This is a genomic window from Archangium violaceum Cb vi76 (genome assembly GCF_000733295.1).
GTDB classification, from domain to species: domain Bacteria; phylum Myxococcota; class Myxococcia; order Myxococcales; family Myxococcaceae; genus Archangium; species Archangium violaceum.
Genome location: NZ_JPMI01000220.1, coordinates 57,612 through 79,369, shown reverse-complemented (window position 1 = coordinate 79,369; position 21,758 = coordinate 57,612). Strand labels below are relative to the sequence as shown.

Genomic DNA, 21,758 nt, shown 5'->3' with positions numbered 1-21,758 from the left:
TTTTCGCTCCCCCCTTCCGGAGGTGCCGCGGCGTGCGCCGACAGCGGCATTTCGCCATACCCGGACGCGCGCTTTGCCACGCCCTGGGGCTTTGACGCACCACCCCATACAGGGAAGAGGACGAGGCACGGGCATTGCTCAGGGAGACGGAGCCACTGGCACCGTGCAGCACCTTCCCCAAGGACGCCCCCGATGATGCCCCTGCCCGCCAAACCGGCCACGAGCTTCCCATGGCCCCCCTGAAGGAGCTCGACGCGGCCAGCCCCCCCTCCGCCGCGAACGGGAACGAAGCCCCCCGGTTGGACGAGGTGATGGAGTTCCTGCGCCTGTTATGGGCCGTGGACCAGGGACTGCGCTCCACCTCCAAGCACATGGAGACCACGCTGGGGCTGACGGGCCCGCAGCGGCTGGTGGTGCGGCTCGTGGGCCAGTACCCCGGCATCACCGCGGGAGGGCTCGCGGAGATACTCCATGTCCATCCCAGCACGCTCACCGGCGTCATGAAGCGCCTGCAGAAGCGAGGGCTCGTCGAGCGCAGGGCGGACCCACTCGACGCGCGCAGGGCCCCCCTCTACCTCACCCAGGCGGGCCAGGGGCTGAGTGTCCCGGCCGACGGCACGGTGGAGACCGCCGTGCAGCGCGCGCTCTCTCGTGTTCCGAAAGCGCGGCTGGAGGGGGCGCGGGACGTGCTCACCGCCCTGGCCGAGGAGCTGGGCGTCGGCAATGCCCCGCTCTCCTTCGACGGTCACGGCGAGGGCGCGGCTCCTGGCGACGACACGGCCGGAGTCGTCGCGGCGGGACTCGCGCCCGCGTTGGGGTTGGAGGGCACCAGGCCCGGCAGAGAGCCCGCGCCCTGAGTCGTCGTCGGCGCGGTGGCGCCGGGCAGCGTGCCGGAGATGGGCTGCGAGTTGAGCGGCGGCGGTGCGGCGATGAGCGGCACCGCGGGCTGCGCGTTGAGCGGCTGCGGCCCGGCGACGAACGGCACCGGCTGCTGCGCGTTGAGCGGCTGGGGCGTGGCCACGAGCGGCACCGCGGGCGTCTGCACCTGGGCCGGGCTCGGCGTGCGAATCACCCCGGCCGACACCCGGGTCCCCCCGAAGGCGAACTCCGGCCCGGCCACCCCAGGCACCAGCGGCACCACGGAGAAGGAGCCCTGGGTGGACAGGAAGGAGGGCTGCTGCGTCGCCGTCGTCAGCGGCACGAAGCCGTTCAGCGTGGGCTGGGGCTGCTGGTCACCGCTCTGGCGCGCGGGGTTGTTCTGGAAGGACTCCGGGACGATGGGCGTCCGCTGGCCGGGGAACTGCGCGTCGAGCTGGCCGGGCGCCCCGGGCTGGTTCTGGTTGAGCGCCACACGCCCCGGAAGCTCCGGAGTCACGAAGGCATCCGGAACGATGGGCGTGGTCGTGAACCCGGGAGACGCCACCCCCGGCTGGGTGGGATCCTGCGTGGCGGGTGACACCCGGCCCGCGTCCAGGAAGGGGTCCAGGACCACCCCCTGCTGCGCGGCGGGCCCCGGCAGCGTGGTGTCGGCCACGGGCGCCAGATTCTGGGTCCTCGCCGGATCCGACAGGCCGTCCACCGCCCCGGGCTGGGTCCCCGCCACACCGGAGCCCCCCACGCCCTGCTGCGACAGGGCGCTGTTGGTAACGGCCCCCAGGGAGGTGCCACCCGGCACCGGCGAGCTCGGCGGCGCCACGCCAGCGAGATTGCCCGCCGTGGGCACCACCGCGACCGCGGGCACGTCCCGGCCATTCACGGTGATGGCCACGTTGTCGAAGTCGAACTGGATGAAGCCGCGCGGCTCGGCCTGGAGGGGCAGGTTCCACGCCAGCACGGTCAGCTCGGTGTCTCCCGGACGCGCCACGGGCAGGGTGCGGAACGTGTCATCGTCCGCGTGCGACCCCTGGTCCAGCGCGGCGGCATGGATGAGGGCCGCGTCGGTGAGCAGCTCCCCATTGCGCCAGACGCGCCCGATGCCCCAGACCGCCGCCGCCGCGTGCACCCGCGACGTGTTGGAGAAGCCGAGCACCGCCCCGCCGTGCATGTCCTGATTGAACACCACCCCGCCCGCGATGGGCTGGGCCGGGGCTCCCGGCAAGGGCCCCATCCCGGGCTTCGTGGCCAGGGCCTGGGCCGGTGGGAAGCCCACCTGGTCCAGCTCCACCCGGTACGAGTCACCCCCGATGTCGAAGGTGGCCACCAGGCTGCCGGCATCCCCATAGGTGGCCCGGTAGTCCGCGATGCGGTCCTGGACGGACAGCTCGGCCCAGCCGGTGCCCCGCTCGAAGAGGTCCGTGAAGGGAATGGTACCCTGTGTGAAGAAACCGACGTTGCCCGTCGTCCGCGCGGACACTTCGGGCCCATCGAAACTGAAGCCCCCCGGGCTGGCTGCGAGCAGCCCGGTGAGCACGAAGCTGGAGAGGAATCCCGCCATCGACGCTGCCTCCTCCAGGGAGGGTAGGCAGCGGAGGCGGTGGTTGGCGGCCCCAAGCGGCGAGGCGGACGAGCGCCCGCCTCGCCCGCTAGATGAGACCCCGAGCGCGGCGGATCTGCTCCACCGTCTTGTTGTACTCGATGTCGAAAGCGCTGGTGCCCTCCTGCAGGTGCTTCAGGCGGGAACGCGCCTCCTTGTCGATCTCGTCATCCACGTCCAGGTGCTTCTTCATCACCACGTGGATCTTCTGCCGAAGCACGTTGTCGGCGGCGTACACCTCCTCGACATTGCGGCTGATGAGGAGGAATTCGATCATCTGGTTGATGACGTATTCGATGCCCTCGTCACCCATCTTGAAGCCGCGAACGTCGGCCATCTCACGCTTGACCTGGTTGAACTTGGAGTAGTCGTAGCCCCGGCGCTCCAGGGCCTCGCGCGTGGCTTGATTCACGCGCTCCTCGTTCGCCAGGTACTCCCGCATGATGGCGGACAGGTCCATCTCGGCATCAGCCACGCGCATCGGCTCTACCTCGATATCCCCGTCCTGCATCAGCCTCTGGACGACCTCCCGGGAGATGATCGGAATCACCTTCGGATAGAGCCTCATATCGGTCCCTCGCCCCTTGAAGACGTCTCGACTGGACGTGTCCGCTATAAATCAGCGCCAAGCCCAGCCGCAATGAAAAACCCCAGGAACATCGCGGATTCAGCGCTCTTGCCGCATCCGCTTTCGACCGGAAATTAATCACGGCGAGCCGGGTGGCGACCCTTCTTCTGACTTTTCGTCCACCAGGGCACCCGCATCCGCCAGGGAGGCTTCCCGGATGGGATCCTCCGAGTCCTCCTCGGGGTGGCCGTGGAGGGCGGCGTGAACCCGCTCGGCCAGGGTGGGCCCGAGCGCCTCGGCCAGCTCCTCGATGGTGGCCTCGCGCACCCGCTTGAGGGAGCCGAACTGGCGCAGCAAGAGCTTCTTGCGCGTCTCCCCCACCCCTGGAATCTCCTCCAGGACGGAGTGGAAGTTGCCCTTCCGCATGGACTTCTGTTGGAAGGTGATCGCGAAGCGGTGGGCCTCGTCGCGCAGACGGGCGAGCAGGTACAGCTCGGCCGAGTTCTGCCGCAGGACGATGGGGTCCTTGCGGTGGGGGATGAAGACGCGCTCGGGACTCCGGGCGCTCTCCTCGTCCCGGTCGTGCACCTCGAGGTCCCTGCTCTTGGCGAGCGAGATGATGTCCACGCCCTCCACCCCCAGGTCCTTGGCGGCGGCGAGCGCGCTGGCGAGCTGTCCCTTGCCACCGTCGATGACCAACAAATCAGGCAGATCCCCCTCCTCCTGGCCGCGCTCGAGCCGGCGGGAGATGACCTCGTGCATGCTGGCGAAGTCGTCCTGCGTCTCCAGCGTCTTGATGCGGTAGCGGCGATAACGCGACTTGTCGATCTCCCCATCGGTGGCGGCCACCTGGGAGGCGACGATGCTGGAGCCCTGGAAGTGCGAGATGTCGAAGCACTCGACACGGCGCGGCAGGTTGCGCAGGTGGAGCCGCTCCTTCAGGCGGTAGAGCACCGCCTCGGTCTCGTCCTTGGTGCGGCGGCGCTCGATGACGGCCTGCTCGGCGTTCTTCTGCGCCATGTCCACCAGATCACGCTTCTCGCCGCGCTTGGGCACCATGACGCGCACCTTCTCGCCCTTGCGCTCGGTGAGCAGCGCCTCGAGGCCCTCGCGCTCCTCGGCGTCCAGCGGGAGGAGCACCTCCTCGGGGACGAAGTTGCCCTGGTCGTAATAGAGGTTGACGAAGGAGGGCAGCAGCTCCTCGTCGGGGAACTCCTGGCTGCCGAGCGGGAAGGCCTGGCCGCCATTGAGCCGGCCCCGGCGCACATAGAGGACGTAGACGAGCAGCCGATCCCCCTCGCGGTGGAAGGCGAAGACGTCCTGGTCCTTGAAGTCGGTGGTGGCCACCTTCTGGCGCTCGAGGCTGCGCTCGATGGCGAGCAGTTGGTCGCGGATGCGCGCGGCCTCCTCGAACTTGAGCTCGCCGGCGGCCTGCTTCATGCGCGAGCGCAGCCCCTCCACCAATTCACCCGCCTTGCCCTCGAGGAAGAGGACCACCTCGTCCACGCTCTTGCGGTAGTCCTGCTCGGGGACGGGGTAGACGCAGGGCGCGGGGCAGCGGCCGATCTGATGGAGCAGACAGGGCCGCTTGCGGTTGGCGAGCACGTGGTCCGTGCAGGTGCGCAGGTGGAAGTAGCGGTTGATGATGCGCAGCGTCTCGCGGATGGCGCTGGCGCTGGAGTACGGGCCGAAGTAGCGCGCGCCGTCCTTCTCGTACCGGCGCACCACCTCCAGGCGGGGATAGGACTGGGTCCGGTCGAGCCGCAGGGAGATGTACTGCTTGTCGTCCTTGAGGAGGACGTTGAAGCGCGGCTTGTGCTTCTTGATGAGCTCGTTCTCGAGGAGGAGGGCTTCCTTCTCGTTGTGGACGAGCACCGTCTCGATGTCGCCGAGGAACTGGTCGAGCAGCGAGACGAAGGCGCGCGTGTCTCCGGTGCGGGTGAAGTAGGAGCGCACGCGGTTGCGCAGGTTGACCGCCTTGCCCACGTAGATGATTTCCCCGCGGCGGTCCTTCATCAGGTACACGCCGGGCTCGGTGGGCAGCGACTCCAGCTTGGCTTCGAGCTTCGCGTCCATACGGAATTAGCGGCTCTTCCTCGGTCCGATGCCCGTCTTGCCGTGAGGCGGGCCACCGCCGCCCTTGCCTCCGCGCCTGCCCTTGGGACCGGGAGTGCCGGGCTTCTTCTCGTCGGCCGGCCTGGGCGGGGCCTTGAGCAGCGTGCGGCTGGGCGGCTTGAGTCCCAGCTCCATGTCCTTGAGCAGGAGGATGCGGTCGCGGAGCTCCGCGGCCTTCTCGAACTGCATCTCGTCGGCGTAGTGCTGCATGTCCTTGGTGAACTCGCCGATGAGGCGTTTGATCTCCTTGGGCTCCAGCACGTCGTTGGCCGAATCCGCGGCCATGGGCAGCGCGGACGGGTCCGCGTCGTAGAGGTGCTCGGACAGGTCGAGGATGTTGCTCTTGACCGCCTTGGGCGTAATGCCGTGCTGGGCGTTGTAGGCCCGCTGCACCTCGCGGCGGCGGTTGGTCTCCTCGATGGCGAGCTTCATCGAGTCCGTCAGGGACTCGGCGTACATGATGACGCGGCCGTTGAGGTTGCGGGCGGCGCGGCCGATGGTCTGGATGAGGGACACGTGGCTGCGGAGGAAGCCCTCCTTGTCCGCGTCGAAGATGGCCACCAGGGACACCTCGGGGATGTCGAGGCCCTCGCGCAGCAGGTTGATGCCCACGAGCACGTCGAACTCGCCCTTGCGCAGGTCGCGGATGATGGCGGTGCGCTCGATGGCGCCGATGTCCGAGTGCAGGTAGCGCACCTTGACGCCCACCTCGGTGAGGTACTCGGTGAGGTCCTCCGCCATGCGCTTGGTGAGGGTGGTGACGAGGACGCGCTCCTGCTTCGCCACGCGCTTGCGCACCTCCTCCAGCACGTCATCCACCTGGTTGCGCGCGGGACGGACCTCCACCTCGGGATCGGTCAGTCCCGTGGGGCGGATGATCTGCTCCACCACCACGCCCTTGGACTTCTGCAGCTCGTACTCGGCGGGAGTGGCCGAGACGAAGACGGCCTGCTGCACCATGTCCTCGAACTCGTTGAACTTGAGCGGGCGGTTGTCCAGGGCGCTGGGCAGACGGAAACCGTGCCCCACCAGCGTCTCCTTGCGCGAGCGGTCCCCACGGTACATGGCGCCGATCTGCGGCACCGTCTGGTGGCTCTCGTCGATGAGCACCAACATGTTGCGCGGGAAGTAGTCCAGCAGGCACGGCGGGGCCTCGCCCGGGCTCCGGCCCGAGAAGTGCCGCGAGTAGTTCTCGATGCCATTGCAGTACCCCACCTGCTCGATCATCTCGAGGTCGTACATCGTGCGCTGCTCCAGCCGCTGGGCCTCGAGCAGCTTGCCCTCGCGCTTGAACTCCTGGAGGCGCTCGGACAGCTCGTCGCGGATGGTCTGGAGCGCGTTCCGCCGGGTGTCCACCTCGGTGACGTAGTGGCTCGCGGGGAAGATGACGACCTTCTCCAGCGCGCCCAGCGTCTCGCCACGCAGCGGATCGAACTCGGTGATCTTCTCCACCTCGTCGCCGAAGAAGCTGACGCGCACGGCGCGCTCTTCCTCGTAGGCGGGGAACACTTCCACGGTGTCGCCCCGGGCGCGGAAGGTTCCGCGATGGAAGTCGAGGTCGTTGCGCTCGTACTGGCTCTCCACCAGCTTGCGGATGAAGCTGTCGCGGCCGAGCTCGGCACCCACGTTCACGGTGACGGCCATGTCCACGTACGAGCGCGCGGTACCGAGGCCGTAGATGCAGGAGACGCTGGCCACGATGAGCACGTCGTCGCGCGTGCGCAGCGAGTGCGTGGCCGAGTGGCGCATGCGCTCGATCTCATCGTTCACGGAGGAGTCCTTCTCGATGAAGGTGTCCGTGGTGGGGATGTAGGCCTCGGGCTGGTAGTAGTCGAAGTACGAGACGAAGTACTCGACGGCGTTGTGCGGAAGGAGGGCCTTGAACTCCCCGTAGAGCTGGGCGGCGAGCAACTTGTTGTGCGCGATGAGCAGGGTGGGCCGCTTCACGTTGGCGATGACGTTCGCCATGGTGAACGTCTTGCCCGAACCCGTGACGCCCAGCAGCGTCTGGTAGCGGTCGCCGCGCAGCAGGGCCTCGGTGAGCTCACCGATGGCGCGCGGTTGGTCGCCCTGGGGCTTGTAGTCGCTGACGATCTGGAACTCAGGCATGGCTCAGGGGTTTAACACCCGGAGTCCGGGGATGCCGGGTCCAAATCGTCGATCCGCCCACCGAAAGACGAAGCGGGAGCTACTTCGCCTCCTCGCTCTTCAGGGCCTCGAGCGCCTGGAGCCGGGGGGCCTCGAACTCGTCCCCCTTGTTCCAGCGGGGCAGCTCACGCGTCCGGGCCACGTGAGCCCCGAGGAGGAAGAAGAGCCGCACGTCCTCCACCGCGCCGGAGAAGTCCCACTCGGAGCCCAGCTCGTCCGAGGGCTGGTGGTAGTGCAGCGCCTCCCACTTCTCGCGGCGCTCCTTGCCCCACCCCGGCGGCCGGCCGATGAAGTCCATGCCGCTGCTGAAGTAGGCGGCGGGGATGCCCAGCCGGGCGAAGTTGTACTGGTCCGAGCGGTAGAAGAAGCCCCGGTCCGGCAATTGGTCCGCCTTGATGATGCGTCCCTGCGCCCGGGCCAGCGCCGTCAGGGGTCCGTCCAGCGAGGACTTGCCCAGGCCGATGACCGTCACGTCCCGCGTGCGCCCGTGGATGTTGAGCCCGTCGATGTTGACGTTGGCCGCCACGCGCCCCGGAGGGACCGGCAGGTGCTCGGCGAGGTACTGCGAGCCCAGCAGGCCCTGCTCCTCGGCCGCCACCGACGCGAAGAGGATGGAGCGCGGCGGCGCCTTGGGCAGCACGGTGAAGGCCTCGGCCGCCTCGAGCATCGCCGCCACGCCGGACGCGTTGTCCACCGCCCCGTTGTAGATGGCGTCCTCGCCCGGCTTCGCGTCGTCCTTCATGCCCAGGTGATCATGGTGCGCCGTGTAGAGCACCACTTCCCTGGACAGCCTGGGGTCGCTCCCCGGCAGCAGGCCCAGCACGTTCGCCGTGGGACGGCGGCGCACCCGGTTGGCGAAGCGCGTGGACACCTTCACCCCCAGCGGCACCGGGCGGAACTCCCGCCGCTGGGCCGCCGAGCGCAGCGAGTCCAGGTCCACGTCCGACAGCCGCAGCACCCGACGCGTGGCCTCGTCCGTCGTCCAGGCCTTCATCCGCAGGCGCGGCGTGCCCTCCGGGGCCGGCAGCTCGAACTGCTCGCCCGACCAGGACGTCTGCACCACCTGCCACGCGTACCCCGCGCTCGGCGTGGTGTGGAGGAGGATGGCCCCCGCCGCCCCCACCTTCGCGGCCTGCTCGTACTTGTAGTCCCACCGGCCGTAGCGCAGCCGCGCCTTGCCGCCGAAGAGCTTCGGGTCATCCTCCGGATCGTTGTTCAGGATGAGGAGCGTCTTGCCCCGCAGGTCCATCCCCTTGAAGTCGTCCCACTGGTACTCGGGCGCCTGGATGCCGTAGCCCACGAACACCAGCTCCGAGTCCTGGAGCACCGCCTCCGCCTCCTGCACCCCCGAGCTCGCGATGAAGTCGTCGTGGAACCGGAGCTCCATCCGCTCCGTCGCGTTGATGAAGGTCAGCGTCTCGGGGTGGCCCGTCATGCCGACCAGCTCGAAGGGTTGCAGGTAGCTGCCGTTGGGACCCGCGGGCTTCAGGCCCAGGAGCTGGAACTGGGCCGCGATGTATTGCTGCGCCAGCGCGTCCCCCCGCGTGCCAGGGCCCCGGCCCTCGAGCAGATCCGAGGCCAGGAAGCCGATGTGGGCCCGGAGGTCCCCCGCCTCGATGCTCTGCGCGGCGGTCTTCTCCGCCGGTGTCGTGAGCTGGGACTGGGCGGCGAGCGGCAGGGGGGTCAGGGCGGCGAGGAGCACCAGCGTTCGCTTCATGGCTCGTGTGCCCCTACCATGACCTGACCGCTGGAGCAGGGGGGTTCTTCGTCTGGATGGTTGAACGGCCGACCCTCTGCCCTGCCCCATCGCCCCACCCGAGCCGGTACCCGAGGGGCCCGATGCTCAACCAGTACGACGTGCTCGCGAAGATACATGAGGCTTCGCCGCGGTCCGCTGGGTTACTGCGGGGCCACCTTCCACACGGTGCCCGCCGCCGTGTCCAGGATCTCCACTCCCATCCCCTTGAGCTCCTCGCGCAGCCGGTCTCCCTCCGCGAAGTTCTTCGCCTTGCGGGCCTCGTTCCTCGCCTGGATGAGCGACTCCACCTTCGCCACGTCGATTCCCCGCTCCTTCACCGCCCGATCCCGCCGCCGCAGCAGCCACTGCGCCGGCTCGTCCTCGAACAGGCCCAGCACCCCCGACACCTTCCGCACGTCCTCACGCAGCGCCTGCAGCGTCCTCCCCACCTGCGCCTTGTCCTTCACCGGCGGCTTGTCCGTCAGCTCGTTCATCTGCGCGAACAGCCCCGACAACGCCCCCAGCGCTCCCGCCGTGTTGAAGTCGTCATCCATCTGCGACTCGAACTCGGTGAGGTGCTTGTGCGGCTCCCCGTACAGCGGACCCTTGCCGAAGTCCTTCCCGCTCACGCGCTCGTCCACCTTGCGCAGCGTCTCGTAGAAGTACTCCATGCGCTGCTCCGCGTCCGCCAGCCCCTTGTCCGCGAAGTTCAGCGGGTGCCGGTAGTGCGTCCCCACGAAGAAGAAGCGCAACGCCTCCGGATCCACCTTCGTGAGCGCGTCCCTCAGCCTCACCACGTTCCCCAGGGACTTGGACATCTTCGCCCCCTCGAGATCCAGGAAGCCGCAGTGCATCCAGTAGCGCGAGAACGTCTTCCCGCTCGCGCCCTCGCTCTGGGCAATCTCGTTCTCGTGGTGCGGGAAGATCAGATCCAACCCGCCCCCGTGGATGTCGAACGTCTCCCCGAGGTACTTCGCGCTCATCGCCGAGCACTCGATGTGCCAGCCCGGCCGGCCCTTGCCCCACGGGCTGTCCCACGCGGGCTCGCCCGGCTTCGCCGCCTTCCACAGCGCGAAGTCCAGCGGCTCGTGCTTCTGCTCGCCCGGCTGCACCCGCTCGCCCGCGCACAGGTCGTCCAGGTTGCGCTTGGACAGCTTCGCGTACTCCGGGTAGTGCCTCACCGAGAAGTACACGTCCCCCTTCGACTCGTACGCCAGGCCCTTGTCCACCAGCTTGCCAATGATGCCGATGATCTCCGCCAGGTGATCGCTCACCTTCGGCGAGACGTCCGGCTCCAGCAGGTGCAGCGCCCGGGCGTCCTCCCGGAAGGCCTCCACGAAGCGCGCCGCCAGCGCCACCGGCTCCTCGCCCGTCTCGTGCGCCGCCTTGATGATCTTGTCGTCCACGTCCGTGTAGTTGCGCACGTACTTCACCTCGAAGCCGCGGTAGCGCAGGTAGCGCACCACCACGTCGAACGAGGTGAACGTCCTCGCGTTGCCAATGTGGACGTAGCTGTAGACCGTCGGGCCGCAGACGTAGACCCCCAGCTTGCCCGGCACCGCCGGCTCCAGGGTCTCCTTCTGCATCGTCATCGTGTTGAAGAGGCGAATCGATGCTGCGGCCACGTGCGATAACCTCCGCTGGTCCACCCAGGGTTGGAAAGCCGGACTCTAGGACTTCCCCACGTCCAGGACCACAAGTGCCTGACAGTGTGAGACAACTCTGACGCCCCGTGGGCACTCCAGGCCGCCGAAAAAGGACTATCCTTCCGCTCCCCTGCCCGCCCCCATCTCCGTCGGCCGTCGAATCTGGGAGAATGCGCCCCCATGAGTCCTCCCAATCCCAAGCGCCCGCCCCGCTCGCCGCGCCCGCCGGGGGACTCGGCTTCGCGCCAGGAGCCGGAGGTCGAGCTCCCCTTCGACGATGACGAGGTGGCCCCCCTCCAGGCGGACGACCCCCGTCCCCAGCGCGTCCCCCAGTTCCCCGCCGGCCCCCGCCGCCGCCCCCGCCGCGGCCCCGGCGGCTCCCCCCGCGAAGGCCGCGACCGCGAGCTGCCCACCCGCTTCGACTCCGGCGAGTACGAGGACCCCGGCCACACCCCCGCCTTCCTCTACGTCGAGCGCGGCCCCGGCGTCGGCCAGCTGCTCCCCGTCAAGCAGGGCGTGCTCGTGCTCGGCCGTGCCTCCACCTCGGACTTGCGCCTGCAGCACCCCTCCATCAGCCGCCGCCATGCCCAGCTCACCCGCCGCGGTGACCGCCTCACCCTGAAGGACCTCGGCAGCCAGAACGGCACCTACGTCAACCGCACCCGCCTCTCCGGCGAGGTGGAGCTCCGCTCCGGGGATGAGCTCGCCCTCGGCAATGCCATCCTCCAGCTGCGCGGACCGGGTCCCGCCCCCGCCCGCCCCCGGACCTCCTCCACCCGGACGGGCTCGTCACTCCGCGTGGGGCTGGGCTCCCGCCGCATCCTCCTGCTCGCCGTCGCCACCGGCGCCCTCGTGGCCGTGTTCCTCACGCTCGCCACCAGGCGCTTCGTGCGGTTGGGCGCGGTGGCGGCCGAGCCGGTGGCCGAGACTCCGGCGGAGGTCGTTCCCGAGGCAGAGGCCGAGACCGTCGAGGTGGTGCCCCCTGTCGAGGTGGCCCCTCCCGAGGCCAGGGCGGTGGAGCCGGTGCCCGCGGCTCCAGCTCCGGCCACGAAGGTGCGGAGTACCTCCGGAGCACGGCCCCTCAGCGCCGAGTCCATCGCTGGCCCTGGAGGTAGAAGAGAGCCCGGTGGGCGCGTGAAGGCCACGAGTGGGAAGGCCTCCGTGAAGCCCGCTCCCGCCGAGCCCCAGGCCGGACTCGTCTCCAACGAGGAGGCCGAAGCCGAGGCCCTCTCCCACTACGAGGCGGGCCACGTCGACTCCGCCCTCACCCTCGCCCGGCGTGCCCGGCTGGAACCCCTCGCCACCACGCTCGCCCGCTTCCAGGAGGAGTGGCGCGCCGGCAATGCCTCCCTCTCCAACGGCGACCCGTCCTCCGCCGTCCTGCACCTCTCCGCCGCCCTCGAGCTGGATCAGAAGATTTCCCAGGGATGGGGCTCTCTCGCGCCGAGGATTCGCAAGGCGCTTACTCAGGCGCAGACTCAGGCGGAGGCAGGGAAGTAGACCCTCACCCCAACCCTCTCCCAGAGGGAGAGGGAGCATCGCACGGGGGCAACCCGGGGGCCGGATACCCTCACCCCGTCCCTCTCCCGGGGGGAGAGGGGATATTGGGTCAGTTGGGTTTTCTCTTGGGCCCTTTTCCCTTGGGCCCTTTCCCCTTGAGCCCCCGGTAGAGCAGCGCGGCGTTTCCCAGCATGAACGCCACCAGGACGAGCGCCGCCAACAGCACCCCCTTGTCCCCTCCCGGCCTCTCCCCTTCCACCACCAGCCACAGCCTCCCGTCCCTCGGCTGCACCTCCCCCATCTCCCTCAGCAGCTTGAAGCCCTCCCGGTAGCGCTCCGCGTCCTCCTCCACCAACAGTCGGCCCCTGACTCCAAAGGGCCTCGGATCCGGCCTCGGCGGCACCCTCCCCGGTGACCACTCCTCCCCCGTCAGCGCCCTCCGCCGCACCAGGAACGGCGACTCCCGCAGCCCCACCACCACGTAGACGTCCTCGCCCTCCCTCCCGTACGCCCCTCGCAGCGTCGGCACCCCGTGCAACTGCACGTAGCGGTTCGACTCCAGCGCCTCGTACCGGTACTCGCCCTCCGCCCCCAATGTCACCGGCGTGCTCGAGGAGAAGAAGTACGCCAGGTCCTTCCACAACAGCCCCAGCAACACCCCACCCACCACCAGCGCCAACACCGCCACCGGGGCCTTCACCCCCACCCCGCGCCGCTGGAGCCGCTCCTCCAACTCCGCGATGCGCCGGTCTCGCTCCTCCTGAAGCTCCGACTCAGTAGACATGCGAAAAGGACATGAAAAAACCCCGGTCCCCACCATCGGGGAACCGGGGCTTTCTACCTCCGCCAGGGGCGGATCAGGCCAGGTTGAAGATCTTCTTCAGGTCCGACTCGATCTCTTCCTCGGAGCAGTCCTTGGCCAGCGACAGCTCCTTGATGAGCAGCGAGCGCGCCGTATCCAGCATCTTCCGCTCACCGAACGACAGATCCTTGTCTCCCTTCAGCAAGTAGAGGTCGCGCAAAACCTCGGCGATCTCGAACACGGAGCCAGTCTTGATCTTCTCCATGTACTCCCGGTACCGACGGTTCCACGTCGTGGAATCCACCGAGATGTCCTTCTCCTTCAGGATGGAGTAGACCTGCTTGACGTCCTCCTCGCTGATGATCTCCCGGAGGCCGACCGAACCGACCTTGTTGATGGGGATCATGATCCGCATCCCATTCTCCAGGATGCGCAGCACGTAGAAGGACTGCCGCTGCCCGGCGACCTCGGTGTGCTCAATCCCCATCACCTCACCCACACCCTGCCCAGGGTACACAGCCTTGTCGCCGGTCTTGAAGCTCGTCTGCACTCTTACCGCCTCCTCTAGGATGGCTTGGCTCGACTCACCCGGCCTCGGAAAGCTGCTCACGAATACCACGATTCACCCCTTACAGCAACATTGCAGTCTTGACCCGCCCGGAAATTCCTGACTAGCCTGCGCGCCTTTACGTGTGTGCGGTCGCCCGGTAGGGCGATTCACCACGACGGGACGGATCGGGTCGTTGGGTGGGCGGGGGTGGGGCGTGGGCCGTTATTCGTGGCGCGATCTGACCGGGCGTCCTCTGTTCTTCCCCGCTGTGAGCTTGATGCTCGGCGCGGGTCTGGGACTGAGAACAGATGCCTTTAATGGATTATTTCAGCTTATGGCCGCCGCTTTCGTGGGTGCGGCCTCCCTGGCGCTCGCTCGCCTGCCTGGTGCCCATCTGGGCGTGCTCCTGTGTCTGGGGCTGACGGGCGCGGGCCTGGCCAGTCTGGAAGCCGGGGTGGATGTGCCGCCTCCCCTCCTGCAGGGAGGCACCGCGGTGCTGGAGGGCGAGGTGGAGCGCGTGGACCGCTTCGAGGACTCCACCCGCGTCCTCCTGGCCGTGGCCCGCCTGGGACAGGGCACCGGCAACCCCGTCCGCTTCCACGCGAGCCTGTATGCCCACGGGGCCGCCCCCTCACTGCTGCCCGGCCAGCGCATCCGCGTGGAGGCCCGGCTCAAGCCGCTCGAGTCCGCGTCGAATCCCGGAGAAAAGGATTTCTCCGCAACCCGGCGGCGGCAGGGGCTCGCCTTCACCGGCAGCTTCCAGGGCGCGAGCCTGCTGGTGCTCTCCCCTCCCCCGCGCTGGCGCCAGCACCTGGTGCGCACGCAGGAGGGCCTCACAGCGGCCGTCCACGCCGTGGCCCCCTCCACCGAGGCCGCCGCCCTCTTCCTCACCCTGGCCGCCGGACAGCGCGCCGCGCTCGATGACGGGCTGGAAGAGGACTTCTCCCGCAGTGGACTGGCACACGTACTCAGCGTGAGTGGCCTGCATGTGGCGGCGCTCGCGCTCATGACGCTGGCGCTGCTGCGAAAGCTGCTCGTCCGGGCCGGGGCGCGCGTGCAGGGTCTGCGGCGCGTGGATGCCCGGCGCCTGGCCGCCCCCGCCTCCATCCCCTTCGTCTGGGCCTACGTCGTCTTCACCGGCAACCAGCCTCCCGCGGTGCGCTCGGCCGTCATGGCCACGGTGGTGCTGCTGGGACTCGCGCTCTGGCGCCGGGCCGATGGGCTCAACAGCCTCGCCGCCGCCGCCGCGCTGCTCGTCGCCTGGACTCCCTCCAGCGTCGCGGACCTGTCGCTGCAACTGTCCTTCCTCGCCGTCTTCAGCCTGCTGCTGCTCACCCCCGCCCTGCGCGAGGCCCTTCCCGTTGCTCCGCCCAATCCACAGGAACAACATCGGCTCGAGCGCCTGCTCGCGAGCACCCGGGAGACGGTGCTGGAGACGTTCTGCGCGAGCGCCGCCGTGACGGTGGCCAGCCTGCCCCTGGTGGCGGGCACCTTCGGACGCGCGAGCCTCGCGGGGCTCGTCTCCAACATCGTCTGCATGCCCCTGTGCGGCCTGCTCACCGGCTTCGCCGCGGGCGGCGCGGCCCTCTACGTCGTGGCGCCCGTGCTGGCCACCCCGCTGCTGTGGGGCGGTGCGTGGGCCTCGCAGGTGCTGCTGTGGCTCACCCGCTTCTTCGCGCACGTGCCGCTGGCCACCATGGACCTGCCGGCCTTCGGCACCGCGGCCTCCCTGCTCTACGCCGCGGGGCTCGCGTGCTGGGCCCTCGGTGAGCGGCGCGCGCGTCTGGGGGGCCTGCTCCTCCCCGTGGGGCTCGCGCTCGTCTTCGTCGTGCCGCGCCTCGTCCCCGAGCCCGGTCTGCGCATCACCTTCCTCGCCGTGGGCCAGGGCGATGGCATCGTGCTCAGCTCCCGGGGACACCATGCGCTCATCGATGGGGGCGGCGTGCCCGGTGGCGCGGACCCGGGGCTCCGCGTCGTCGTCCCCTTCCTGCGCGCCTCCCGCATCGAGCGGCTCGACCTGGCCGTCCTCTCCCACCCCCACCCGGACCATGCGCTCGGGCTCATCTCCGCCCTGGGACAGGTCCCCACCGAACGACTCTGGCTCTCCGCGGACAGCACGGACGGGCACCTGTCGAAACAACTCATCGCCGCGGCCACCGGCGCGCACGTGGAGGAGGTGCAGCTCGGCCATCCGTCCTACCGGCTGGGAGAGGCCACCCTGGAGGTGCTCGGCCCGCCCGAGGACCGCGAGTTGATGGAGGGCGTGAACGACAAGAGCGTGGTGCTGCTCGTGCGCCATGGCGACGTCACCGTGTTGCTGCCCGGCGACGTGGAGGAAGAGGGCGAGGCCGCGCTGCTCGCCAGTGGGAAGCTGGGGCCGGTGACGGTGCTGAAGGCGGCGCACCACGGCTCGCGCACCTCGTCCACCGAGGAGTTCCTCACACGGCTCCGTCCCCGCTTCGCCGTCTTCTGCGTGGGCCGCCGCAACCGCTTCGGCTTCCCCCATCCCGAGGTGGAAGCCCGCTACCGCTCGCTGGGCACCGAGTGCCTGCGGACGGACGTGCACGGCGCCATCACCCTGGAGAGCGATGGGCACGATGTCCGGCTGAGCACCTTCCTGCCCGCCGAGCCCCCTATTCCCCCGTCCAGGGTTGCCCACACGGCCGCCCATCCCCAGCCTTGAGGTGATGATCTCCGACGACCTGGATCTGCGTCAGCTCACCGCCGACCTGAAGCACATGCTGGCCCCGGGCGAGCCCGTGGGCTACCTGCGAGGCAAGTCGCTCATGCGCAACCTGCTCGTGGAGACGAAGGGCTTCTCGGAATTGGAGGCCGAGGAGCTCATCGACACCCTCGAGCTGCGCGGCTTCCTGCGCTTCCTGGGAGACCCCACCGAGCGTTCCATCGCGGACGCCCATTGGGAGATCTCCCCCCACTCGTAACGTCTACTCGAAGACGAGCCAACCGAAGCGCGGCAGCGCGTGGAAGTCCCCCACGAAGAGTGGCGAGAAGGACTGGCCTTCCACCTGCTGCCGCTTCACGTGCTCCAACCGGTAGAGGTTGAAGCGCCAGCGGTCCCCCTTCTTCGGCGGACGGTTCGGCACCTCGGCGAGCCGCTCGAAGGGAATCCGCATCTCCACGCGCCAGCCCTCGTCGCGGTCCTCGGGATTGTCCAGCGTGCCGCGCACCTTCACCGCCGTCCTCATCCCCGAGTCCCAGCTCAGGTCCATGCCCTGCCGGCGCGCGGGGAAGTACGCATCGAAGTTCACGTTGTGCGGAGACACCTGCAGCTCGTTGTAGGTGCGCCCGTCCGCGTTCGCGTCGAGGAAGATCTCCACCACCTCCTGCTCGTAGATGGGCGCGTCCCGCTCGCGCAGCGTGCCCCAGACGTCCGGGTCCTCCACGTCGAAGGCCACGTAGAGGTGCTGCTCGTCGTAGGCCAGGCGCGCCTCGGTGCGCAGCGAGGGCTGGCGGCCATCGAAGCTGCCGCGCAGCACCACCGGGGCCGCGTCCTTCCACACCGCGTCGTCGAGCTCCCCGTCGATGACAGGGGCCTTCGCCGCGCGGCGGACGGTGTACTCGGGCAGGGACGGAGGAGCGCCGCCGAGCTGCGGGCCCAGCATCCGGTTGTCGCCGCCGTGAGCCTTCGGGTCGTCCACCGCGAGGCGCTCGTCTCCCCGCCAGAACCCGAGCAGCACCCGGGCGGGAGCTGGAGGCATCGGCACCGTGTGGACGTCCTCCACCACCTTGCCCACGGGCCACGAGCCCAGGGGCGCCGCGCCTCCCGCGAAGTCATGGTCCGCGTTGACCACCATCTGCCCGCTGGCGGCGTCCACCACGTGCACGAAGAACTGCCAGCCCCGAGGCACCTCGCTCACGGCCTGGAAGTAGTGCTCGAGCTTCACCGGCTGCCCGGGCGCCGCCACCGGCGGAGAGATACGCGTCCCGAGGTAGCGCACCGCGCCCCCGCCGAACGTGGCCCCGCCGCGGTACGTGAGGTCCGCCGGCGCGGCATCCAGCACCCGGGCCTGGGCGGGCGGAGGCAGGGCCTTGGCGCGGGGTTTCGGGCCGGCCTGCTCGTCGCGACAGGCGGTGGCGAGCAGCGTGAGCGTCAGCAGCGTCAGGAGGCGGGAGGCGGAACGCATCGGGGCCGCGAATCCTAAGTAGGTCGCCAGAAGTTCTCTAACAAATCGTGCAACCAGAAGCCCCAGGCGAGGCAACCGGCCTTGCGAAGGGCCTCCTCAGGAGAGAGGAGCGGCTCCATCGGATTCCGGAGGCGCGAAGCGGGGCTCGGAAGCCCTCGCCGCCGGCATTCCATCGGGCAGCCCTGCACCTGGGCGATCTCCTCGTAACTCAGCTCTTCGACTTCTCTCAGCCACAGCGCGTCACACCACTGGGGAGCCTCAGGCCGTGAGCAGACCATACCAGCGCGTGTCGCGCGGTGACGGGCGGCGGTGCAGGCGGCGGTCGAGAAGCTCACGAGCCTTCACGGCCTCGCCGCTCCGCATCAGGGCGAGGAGGAGCATGTCCTCGAATACCTCGCGCTGAGCGCCGCTGCCGCCGATACGCACGACCTCGGCCGCGAGCGGCTTCAGGAGGCGAACGCAGCCCGCGTAGTCATCCTCCGCGAAGGCAAGGGCGGCGCGGCAGATCGCCGGCACCACCGGTCCGGCGGCCAGGGCCCCCGCCTCGAGCAGGCCCGTCAATGCCTCCACGCGCTGCTCCACCGCGGCCCTGTCGCCGGTCGCCGCCGCGATGAGGGCCATGTGGACATCAGCGAAGGCGAAGCCAGCCTTTTGGAAGACTCCCCCGGAATAGGCCGCCGCCGCCTCCCACAGCCCCGGCGGCACCGGGTGGCCGTAGGCCTGGAGCCGCCACAGGAAGGAGGCGGTGTCGCTGACCACGTTGACCGGCATTCCGGCCGAAACCGACGGCTGGATATACTCCGCGTAGATGGCGAGGGCCCGCTCGGAATCCCCCCGCTCCAGGGCGCCGAGGGCCGAGTGCCAGGCGATGTGGCCATGGAGGATTCCGGCGCGGTCATAGCCCGGCAGCCAGTTCGCGATCAGCTTCTCCGCCTCCTCGCCTGCGCCACTCTCGTACATGACGTGCGCGAGCGCGTGCGCCGCGTTCGCGTTGTGGGTCCGCAGGTCGTAGCCGCGCTGCGTGAGGGCCCGGCCGAGCGCCACGTTGCCGTTCTCCGCATGGGCCCAGCCCCGGTAGGTGAGGAACCACCAATCGTCGGCGTCGAAGTGCCGGGCATGGCGCTCGCAGAGCTCCACGCGCGCCTGGTCGTGGTCCGTCATCCCGGAGAAGGCGAAGAGCCCGAAGGCGCCGAGAGGCAGCGAGAGGATCAGGATGTCCCGCGGCCAGGTGTCGGCGTGTGCGAGCGCCCGCTCCAGCGCTTTTGCCGGCTGGCCGTTGATGGCGAGGGACAGGATGTCCACATGGCTCCGCTCCCGCTCGGTCCCACGCCGGGCAACGAGCTCTTCCGCCGTCGCGATCCGCGCCCGGGCCTTCGCCGGTTCGGCACGGATGGCATGCAGGCGCGCGCGCGCCGCATGGGCGAGAGCGAAGTCCGGGTCGGCCGCGATTGCCTCCTCCAGGACCTCCGCGGCGCCAGGCCAGGTCGAGAGGAGCAGGTCGATCCCCTCCCGGTAGCGTCCGGCCGCGAGGTCGGACGTGGTCGAGAGTGGCAGGCCTCGGCTGTCGAGGTGGGTCATGGCAGGCTCCTCGCTCTGAGAGCGGGCGGGCTTCGGCGCTCGTTCCAGCGATCTCTATACGGGAAAGCCTCCTGTCCGTATTTCGACAGCCTGCCAGATCATGTAGACCAACAGCCAAACGGGAGGCCGGGCATGGCATGGGCGGCAATCGAGGCACCACCCGGCCTGGCGCCGCCCCAACCGATGACCGTGCGCGCGCAGTCGATCCCGGCGCGCCACTATTTCCCGGAACACAGGCACCGCTGGAACCAGATGGCTTACGCGATCTCTGGCGTGCTGACGGTGGCGGTGGAGGGGCGCTCCTTCGTGATCTCGCCGGAGCAGGCCGTCTGGCTGCCGACAGGCCTGCGGCACCGGGTCGGCTCACTGCTCGGGGCGGAGTTCCGCAGTCTCTGGATCGCCGACGAGGCCGGCCGTGGCCTCCCCGTGAGTCCGACCGTGTTCGGCGTCACGCCGCTTCTGAAGGCGCTCATCGTCGAGGCCACCGAGCTCGAGGGAGAGGAGGATCGTGACGGCTATGCCCGCCGTGTGACGGACCTGATCCTGGACCAGCTTCGGCGCGCGAGGCCCCTCCCGGGCGCGCTCCCGTGGCCACGTGGGGACTCATCCCTGACGGCGCTGTGCGAGGCGCTCTACGCGGACCCGGCCGACCCGCGTGGGCCGGAGGCGTGGGGCCGGGAGCTTGGAATGTCGGAACGGACCCTGGCCCGCCGCTTCGAGGCGGAGGTGGGCATGAGCCTGCGCTCCTGGCGCCGCCGCCTGCGGCTGTTCAAGGCGATTGAACTGCTGGGCGGCGGCCTGGACGTGACCCGGACGGCCATGGAGCTCGGCTACGGCTCGACGTCCGCTTTCGTGTACGCGTTCCGTACCGACATGGGGTGCAGCCCCCAGGCCTACATGCGCGGGCGTAGAGGCGGAATGGGGACCGTGTAGAGGGAGAGAGCTGGAGCCTCCCCAAGAGTCCCATCAGCTCTTGCGCGCATACCGAACAGGGCGGCCTCGCCGCCGCAGTCGGAAGCGTCGTGGACCTCGGCGAGCGGCCCCACCCTGCTGCGGGCCTCTCCTGAGAGTCCGAGCCGGCGCCAGAACGGCTCGTCGAAGACGGCGACGTACTTCGCGTGCGGCGCCATCCATGTCGCGGTGTGCTGCCACGCGCGCACCAGGTTCTCCGGCAACGATGGCGTGAACGCGAGATGCCTGGCTCGCGAAGGCGGGCGCAAGGGACGTCGACACCAAGCGAGGCCCGCGTATCAACAACTCCGCTGCCGTGCCGCAGGCGGCAATCGACGGGCAGGGCGTGGCACTGGCCCGCAGCATCATGGCGCATGACGACCTCGCGGCCGGACGACTGGTGCGCCTGTTCCCGGAGGTGGAGTTCTCCTCGGTGCTCTCCTACTACGTGGTCTATCGGCCCGATTGCGCCACGCTCCCCAAGCTCGTTGCGTTTCGTGACTGGCTCGTCCGCGAAGCGTCCACGAGGTAATCGCCGGGGCCGGATGTCTCGGAGAAGGGACCCGGGCCCCGTCCGCACACGTGGACGACGGGCCGGAGACGAGACGGCCGGGAAGCGGCAACCCCCCGCGATTCCACCTGCCCGTCCCGGCACCGGGTTTGCCTCGGCCAGGGCCATGCACTTCGAATTCGAGCACATGGGCACCGCCACCCCCTTCGAGCTGGCCGAGGGCGTCCACCTGCTGGGGGGCGCCCCCGAGGACCACGTCCGGCTCGAGGGACTCCCCCCGGGACTGCTGACGCTGCGCATCGAGAGCCACCGGCTGATGGTGGAGGCCACCCACGCCTTCACGGTGGGGGGCGTGGGGGTGCCGCCAGGAGTCCCCCGCCTCGTGCTGCCGGGAGAGGTGGTGGGCCTGTCCGAGGAGATGCGGCTGAAGGTGAAGGCACCGGACGGAGACGCCGAGCGGCAGGTGGGCACCGTGGCCGTGCTCAAGCACCTCCTCATGGATCTGGAGGAGCCACCGCCCTCACGGGCCGCCTCCCTGCAATGCCTCATCGGGGCGGACGTGGGCCGCACCTTCGCCCTCGCCGAGGCGAGCACCGAGCTGGGCCGCGGCAGGGACGTGGCCGTGCGCCTGCGGGACATCGCCGTGTCCCGCCTCCACGCCCGCATCCGCCACCACGAGGGCGCCTTCCTGCTGGAGGACCTGGACAGCCCCAACGGCCTCTTCCTCAACGGGAAGCCCGTGAAGGCCCCCACCCCGCTCCACGAGGGCGACGTCATCGAGCTGGGCCGCACCCTGCTGCGCTTCCAGGCCCCCATGGGCACGCCCGAAACGGAGACACCGCCCGAGCCAGCCCCCACCCTGGCCGAGACGCCCGCTCCCGCCGGAGCGGCCCCCACGAACGAGACACCCGCGACGCCCTCCGGCGAGGACATGCCGGAGCGCCCGCGGGTGCGCTGGGAAGGATGGCTCATCGGCCTCGGGGCGGCACTGGCGATGGTGGGACTGCTCGCCACCTTCGCCCTGACGCCCTGA

16 protein-coding genes and 1 pseudogene are annotated in these 21,758 nt (G+C 69.6%); 7 read left to right on the top strand and 10 right to left on the bottom strand.

Features of this window, described 5'->3' with window-relative positions; all coding sequences use genetic code 11:
- Positions 1 to 230: 230 nt before the first annotated feature.
- On the top strand, positions 231 to 857 hold the full coding sequence (locus Q664_RS29125; RefSeq protein ID WP_084610442.1) for a MarR family winged helix-turn-helix transcriptional regulator: 627 nt from the start codon (positions 231 to 233) through the stop codon (positions 855 to 857).
- Here Q664_RS29125 and Q664_RS29120 read toward each other — a convergent pair.
- From Q664_RS29120 to cysS, 6 genes are all read right to left on the bottom strand, one after another.
- Positions 746 to 2,434: a hypothetical protein gene (locus tag Q664_RS29120; RefSeq protein WP_052518811.1), complete on the bottom strand. Its 1,689-nt coding sequence runs from the start codon at positions 2,432 to 2,434 to the stop codon at positions 746 to 748. The two genes, Q664_RS29125 and Q664_RS29120, sit on opposite strands and share 112 nt — an antisense overlap.
- Before the next feature lie 88 nt (positions 2,435 to 2,522).
- Entirely contained in the window at positions 2,523 to 3,041 is a 519-nt protein-coding gene (locus tag Q664_RS29115) for a DUF507 family protein (RefSeq protein WP_043403067.1), read from the bottom strand.
- A 138-nt stretch (positions 3,042 to 3,179) separates the two neighbouring features.
- On the bottom strand, positions 3,180 to 5,117 hold the full coding sequence (uvrC, locus tag Q664_RS29110; RefSeq protein WP_043403065.1) for an excinuclease ABC subunit UvrC: 1,938 nt from the start codon (positions 5,115 to 5,117) through the stop codon (positions 3,180 to 3,182).
- A gap of 6 nt (positions 5,118 to 5,123) precedes the next feature.
- A complete protein-coding gene (gene uvrB, locus Q664_RS29105; RefSeq protein WP_043403062.1) occupies positions 5,124 to 7,265 on the bottom strand; it encodes an excinuclease ABC subunit UvrB in 2,142 nt (713 codons plus the stop codon).
- Between the two features lie 79 nt (positions 7,266 to 7,344).
- Entirely contained in the window at positions 7,345 to 9,021 is a 1,677-nt protein-coding gene (locus Q664_RS29100; RefSeq protein WP_043403059.1) for a M20/M25/M40 family metallo-hydrolase, read from the bottom strand.
- A 182-nt stretch (positions 9,022 to 9,203) separates the two neighbouring features.
- Positions 9,204 to 10,667, bottom strand: a complete 1,464-nt coding sequence (cysS, locus tag Q664_RS29095; RefSeq protein WP_084610435.1) for a cysteine--tRNA ligase — start codon at positions 10,665 to 10,667, stop codon at positions 9,204 to 9,206.
- Between the two features lie 201 nt (positions 10,668 to 10,868).
- On the opposite strand from cysS, the gene Q664_RS52815 reads away from it, so the two are divergent.
- Positions 10,869 to 12,188, top strand: a complete 1,320-nt coding sequence (locus Q664_RS52815; protein WP_052518810.1) for an FHA domain-containing protein — start codon at positions 10,869 to 10,871, stop codon at positions 12,186 to 12,188.
- Between the two features lie 109 nt (positions 12,189 to 12,297).
- On the opposite strand, the gene Q664_RS29085 is transcribed toward Q664_RS52815, so the two are convergent.
- Both Q664_RS29085 and Q664_RS29080 read right to left on the bottom strand, forming a co-directional pair.
- Positions 12,298 to 12,972, bottom strand: coding sequence for a hypothetical protein (locus Q664_RS29085; RefSeq protein ID WP_043403054.1), 675 nt, complete (start codon positions 12,970 to 12,972; stop codon positions 12,298 to 12,300).
- Between the two features lie 73 nt (positions 12,973 to 13,045).
- Positions 13,046 to 13,540 carry a CarD family transcriptional regulator gene (locus tag Q664_RS29080; protein ID WP_013939202.1) on the bottom strand — a complete coding sequence of 165 codons (495 nt, stop codon included), beginning with the start codon at positions 13,538 to 13,540 and terminating at the stop codon, positions 13,046 to 13,048.
- A gap of 334 nt (positions 13,541 to 13,874) precedes the next feature.
- Between Q664_RS29080 and Q664_RS29075 the strand changes: the two genes are divergently transcribed.
- Positions 13,875 to 16,223 (top strand): DNA internalization-related competence protein ComEC/Rec2, encoded by a 2,349-nt coding sequence (locus Q664_RS29075; RefSeq protein WP_235216925.1) that lies wholly within the window; start codon positions 13,875 to 13,877, stop codon positions 16,221 to 16,223.
- 4 nt (positions 16,224 to 16,227) lie between these two features.
- A complete protein-coding gene (locus Q664_RS29070) occupies positions 16,228 to 16,482 on the top strand; it encodes a hypothetical protein (RefSeq protein WP_043403048.1) in 255 nt (84 codons plus the stop codon).
- A gap of 3 nt (positions 16,483 to 16,485) precedes the next feature.
- Here Q664_RS29070 and Q664_RS29065 read toward each other — a convergent pair whose 3' ends face one another.
- Both Q664_RS29065 and Q664_RS29060 read right to left on the bottom strand, forming a co-directional pair.
- The gene (locus tag Q664_RS29065; RefSeq protein WP_043403046.1) at positions 16,486 to 17,685 is read right to left on the bottom strand and encodes a carbohydrate-binding family 9-like protein; all 1,200 of its coding nucleotides are present in this window, start codon (positions 17,683 to 17,685) and stop codon (positions 16,486 to 16,488) included.
- Between the two features lie 258 nt (positions 17,686 to 17,943).
- The gene (locus Q664_RS29060; RefSeq protein WP_043403045.1) at positions 17,944 to 19,263 is read right to left on the bottom strand and encodes a tetratricopeptide repeat protein; all 1,320 of its coding nucleotides are present in this window, start codon (positions 19,261 to 19,263) and stop codon (positions 17,944 to 17,946) included.
- A 132-nt stretch (positions 19,264 to 19,395) separates the two neighbouring features.
- Between Q664_RS29060 and Q664_RS29055 the strand changes: the two genes are divergently transcribed.
- The 3 genes and pseudogenes from Q664_RS29055 (at position 19,396) to Q664_RS29040 (ending at position 21,758) form a co-directional block, all read left to right on the top strand.
- A complete protein-coding gene (locus tag Q664_RS29055) occupies positions 19,396 to 20,196 on the top strand; it encodes an AraC family transcriptional regulator (protein ID WP_043403043.1) in 801 nt (266 codons plus the stop codon).
- Positions 20,197 to 20,461: 265 nt separating this feature from the next.
- Positions 20,462 to 20,746 (top strand): annotated as a pseudogene (locus tag Q664_RS29045) (LysR substrate-binding domain-containing protein); the annotation flags it as partial.
- Positions 20,747 to 20,891: 145 nt separating this feature from the next.
- On the top strand, positions 20,892 to 21,758 hold the full coding sequence (locus tag Q664_RS29040; protein WP_052518809.1) for an FHA domain-containing protein: 867 nt from the start codon (positions 20,892 to 20,894) through the stop codon (positions 21,756 to 21,758).

What these genes read in the sequence shown, in the direction of transcription:
- Q664_RS29070 (WP_043403048.1), top strand. Translation starts at nt 16,228, where the DNA reads ATGATCTCCGACGACCTGGATCTGCGTCAGCTCACCGCCGACCTGAAG.
- Q664_RS29100 (WP_043403059.1), bottom strand. Translation starts at nt 9,021, where the DNA reads ATGAAGCGAACGCTGGTGCTCCTCGCCGCCCTGACCCCCCTGCCGCTC.
- Q664_RS29115 (WP_043403067.1), bottom strand. Translation starts at nt 3,041, where the DNA reads ATGAGGCTCTATCCGAAGGTGATTCCGATCATCTCCCGGGAGGTCGTC.
- Q664_RS29060 (WP_043403045.1), bottom strand. Translation starts at nt 19,263, where the DNA reads ATGACCCACCTCGACAGCCGAGGCCTGCCACTCTCGACCACGTCCGAC.
- Q664_RS29085 (WP_043403054.1), bottom strand. Translation starts at nt 12,972, where the DNA reads ATGTCTACTGAGTCGGAGCTTCAGGAGGAGCGAGACCGGCGCATCGCG.
- Q664_RS29075 (WP_235216925.1), top strand. Translation starts at nt 13,875, where the DNA reads ATGGCCGCCGCTTTCGTGGGTGCGGCCTCCCTGGCGCTCGCTCGCCTG.
- uvrB (WP_043403062.1), bottom strand. Translation starts at nt 7,265, where the DNA reads ATGCCTGAGTTCCAGATCGTCAGCGACTACAAGCCCCAGGGCGACCAA.
- Q664_RS29120 (WP_052518811.1), bottom strand. Translation starts at nt 2,434, where the DNA reads ATGGCGGGATTCCTCTCCAGCTTCGTGCTCACCGGGCTGCTCGCAGCC.
- uvrC (WP_043403065.1), bottom strand. Translation starts at nt 5,117, where the DNA reads ATGGACGCGAAGCTCGAAGCCAAGCTGGAGTCGCTGCCCACCGAGCCC.
- Q664_RS29065 (WP_043403046.1), bottom strand. Translation starts at nt 17,685, where the DNA reads ATGCGTTCCGCCTCCCGCCTCCTGACGCTGCTGACGCTCACGCTGCTC.
- Q664_RS52815 (WP_052518810.1), top strand. Translation starts at nt 10,869, where the DNA reads ATGAGTCCTCCCAATCCCAAGCGCCCGCCCCGCTCGCCGCGCCCGCCG.
- Q664_RS29055 (WP_043403043.1), top strand. Translation starts at nt 19,396, where the DNA reads ATGGCATGGGCGGCAATCGAGGCACCACCCGGCCTGGCGCCGCCCCAA.
- Q664_RS29125 (WP_084610442.1), top strand. Translation starts at nt 231, where the DNA reads ATGGCCCCCCTGAAGGAGCTCGACGCGGCCAGCCCCCCCTCCGCCGCG.
- Q664_RS29040 (WP_052518809.1), top strand. Translation starts at nt 20,892, where the DNA reads ATGCACTTCGAATTCGAGCACATGGGCACCGCCACCCCCTTCGAGCTG.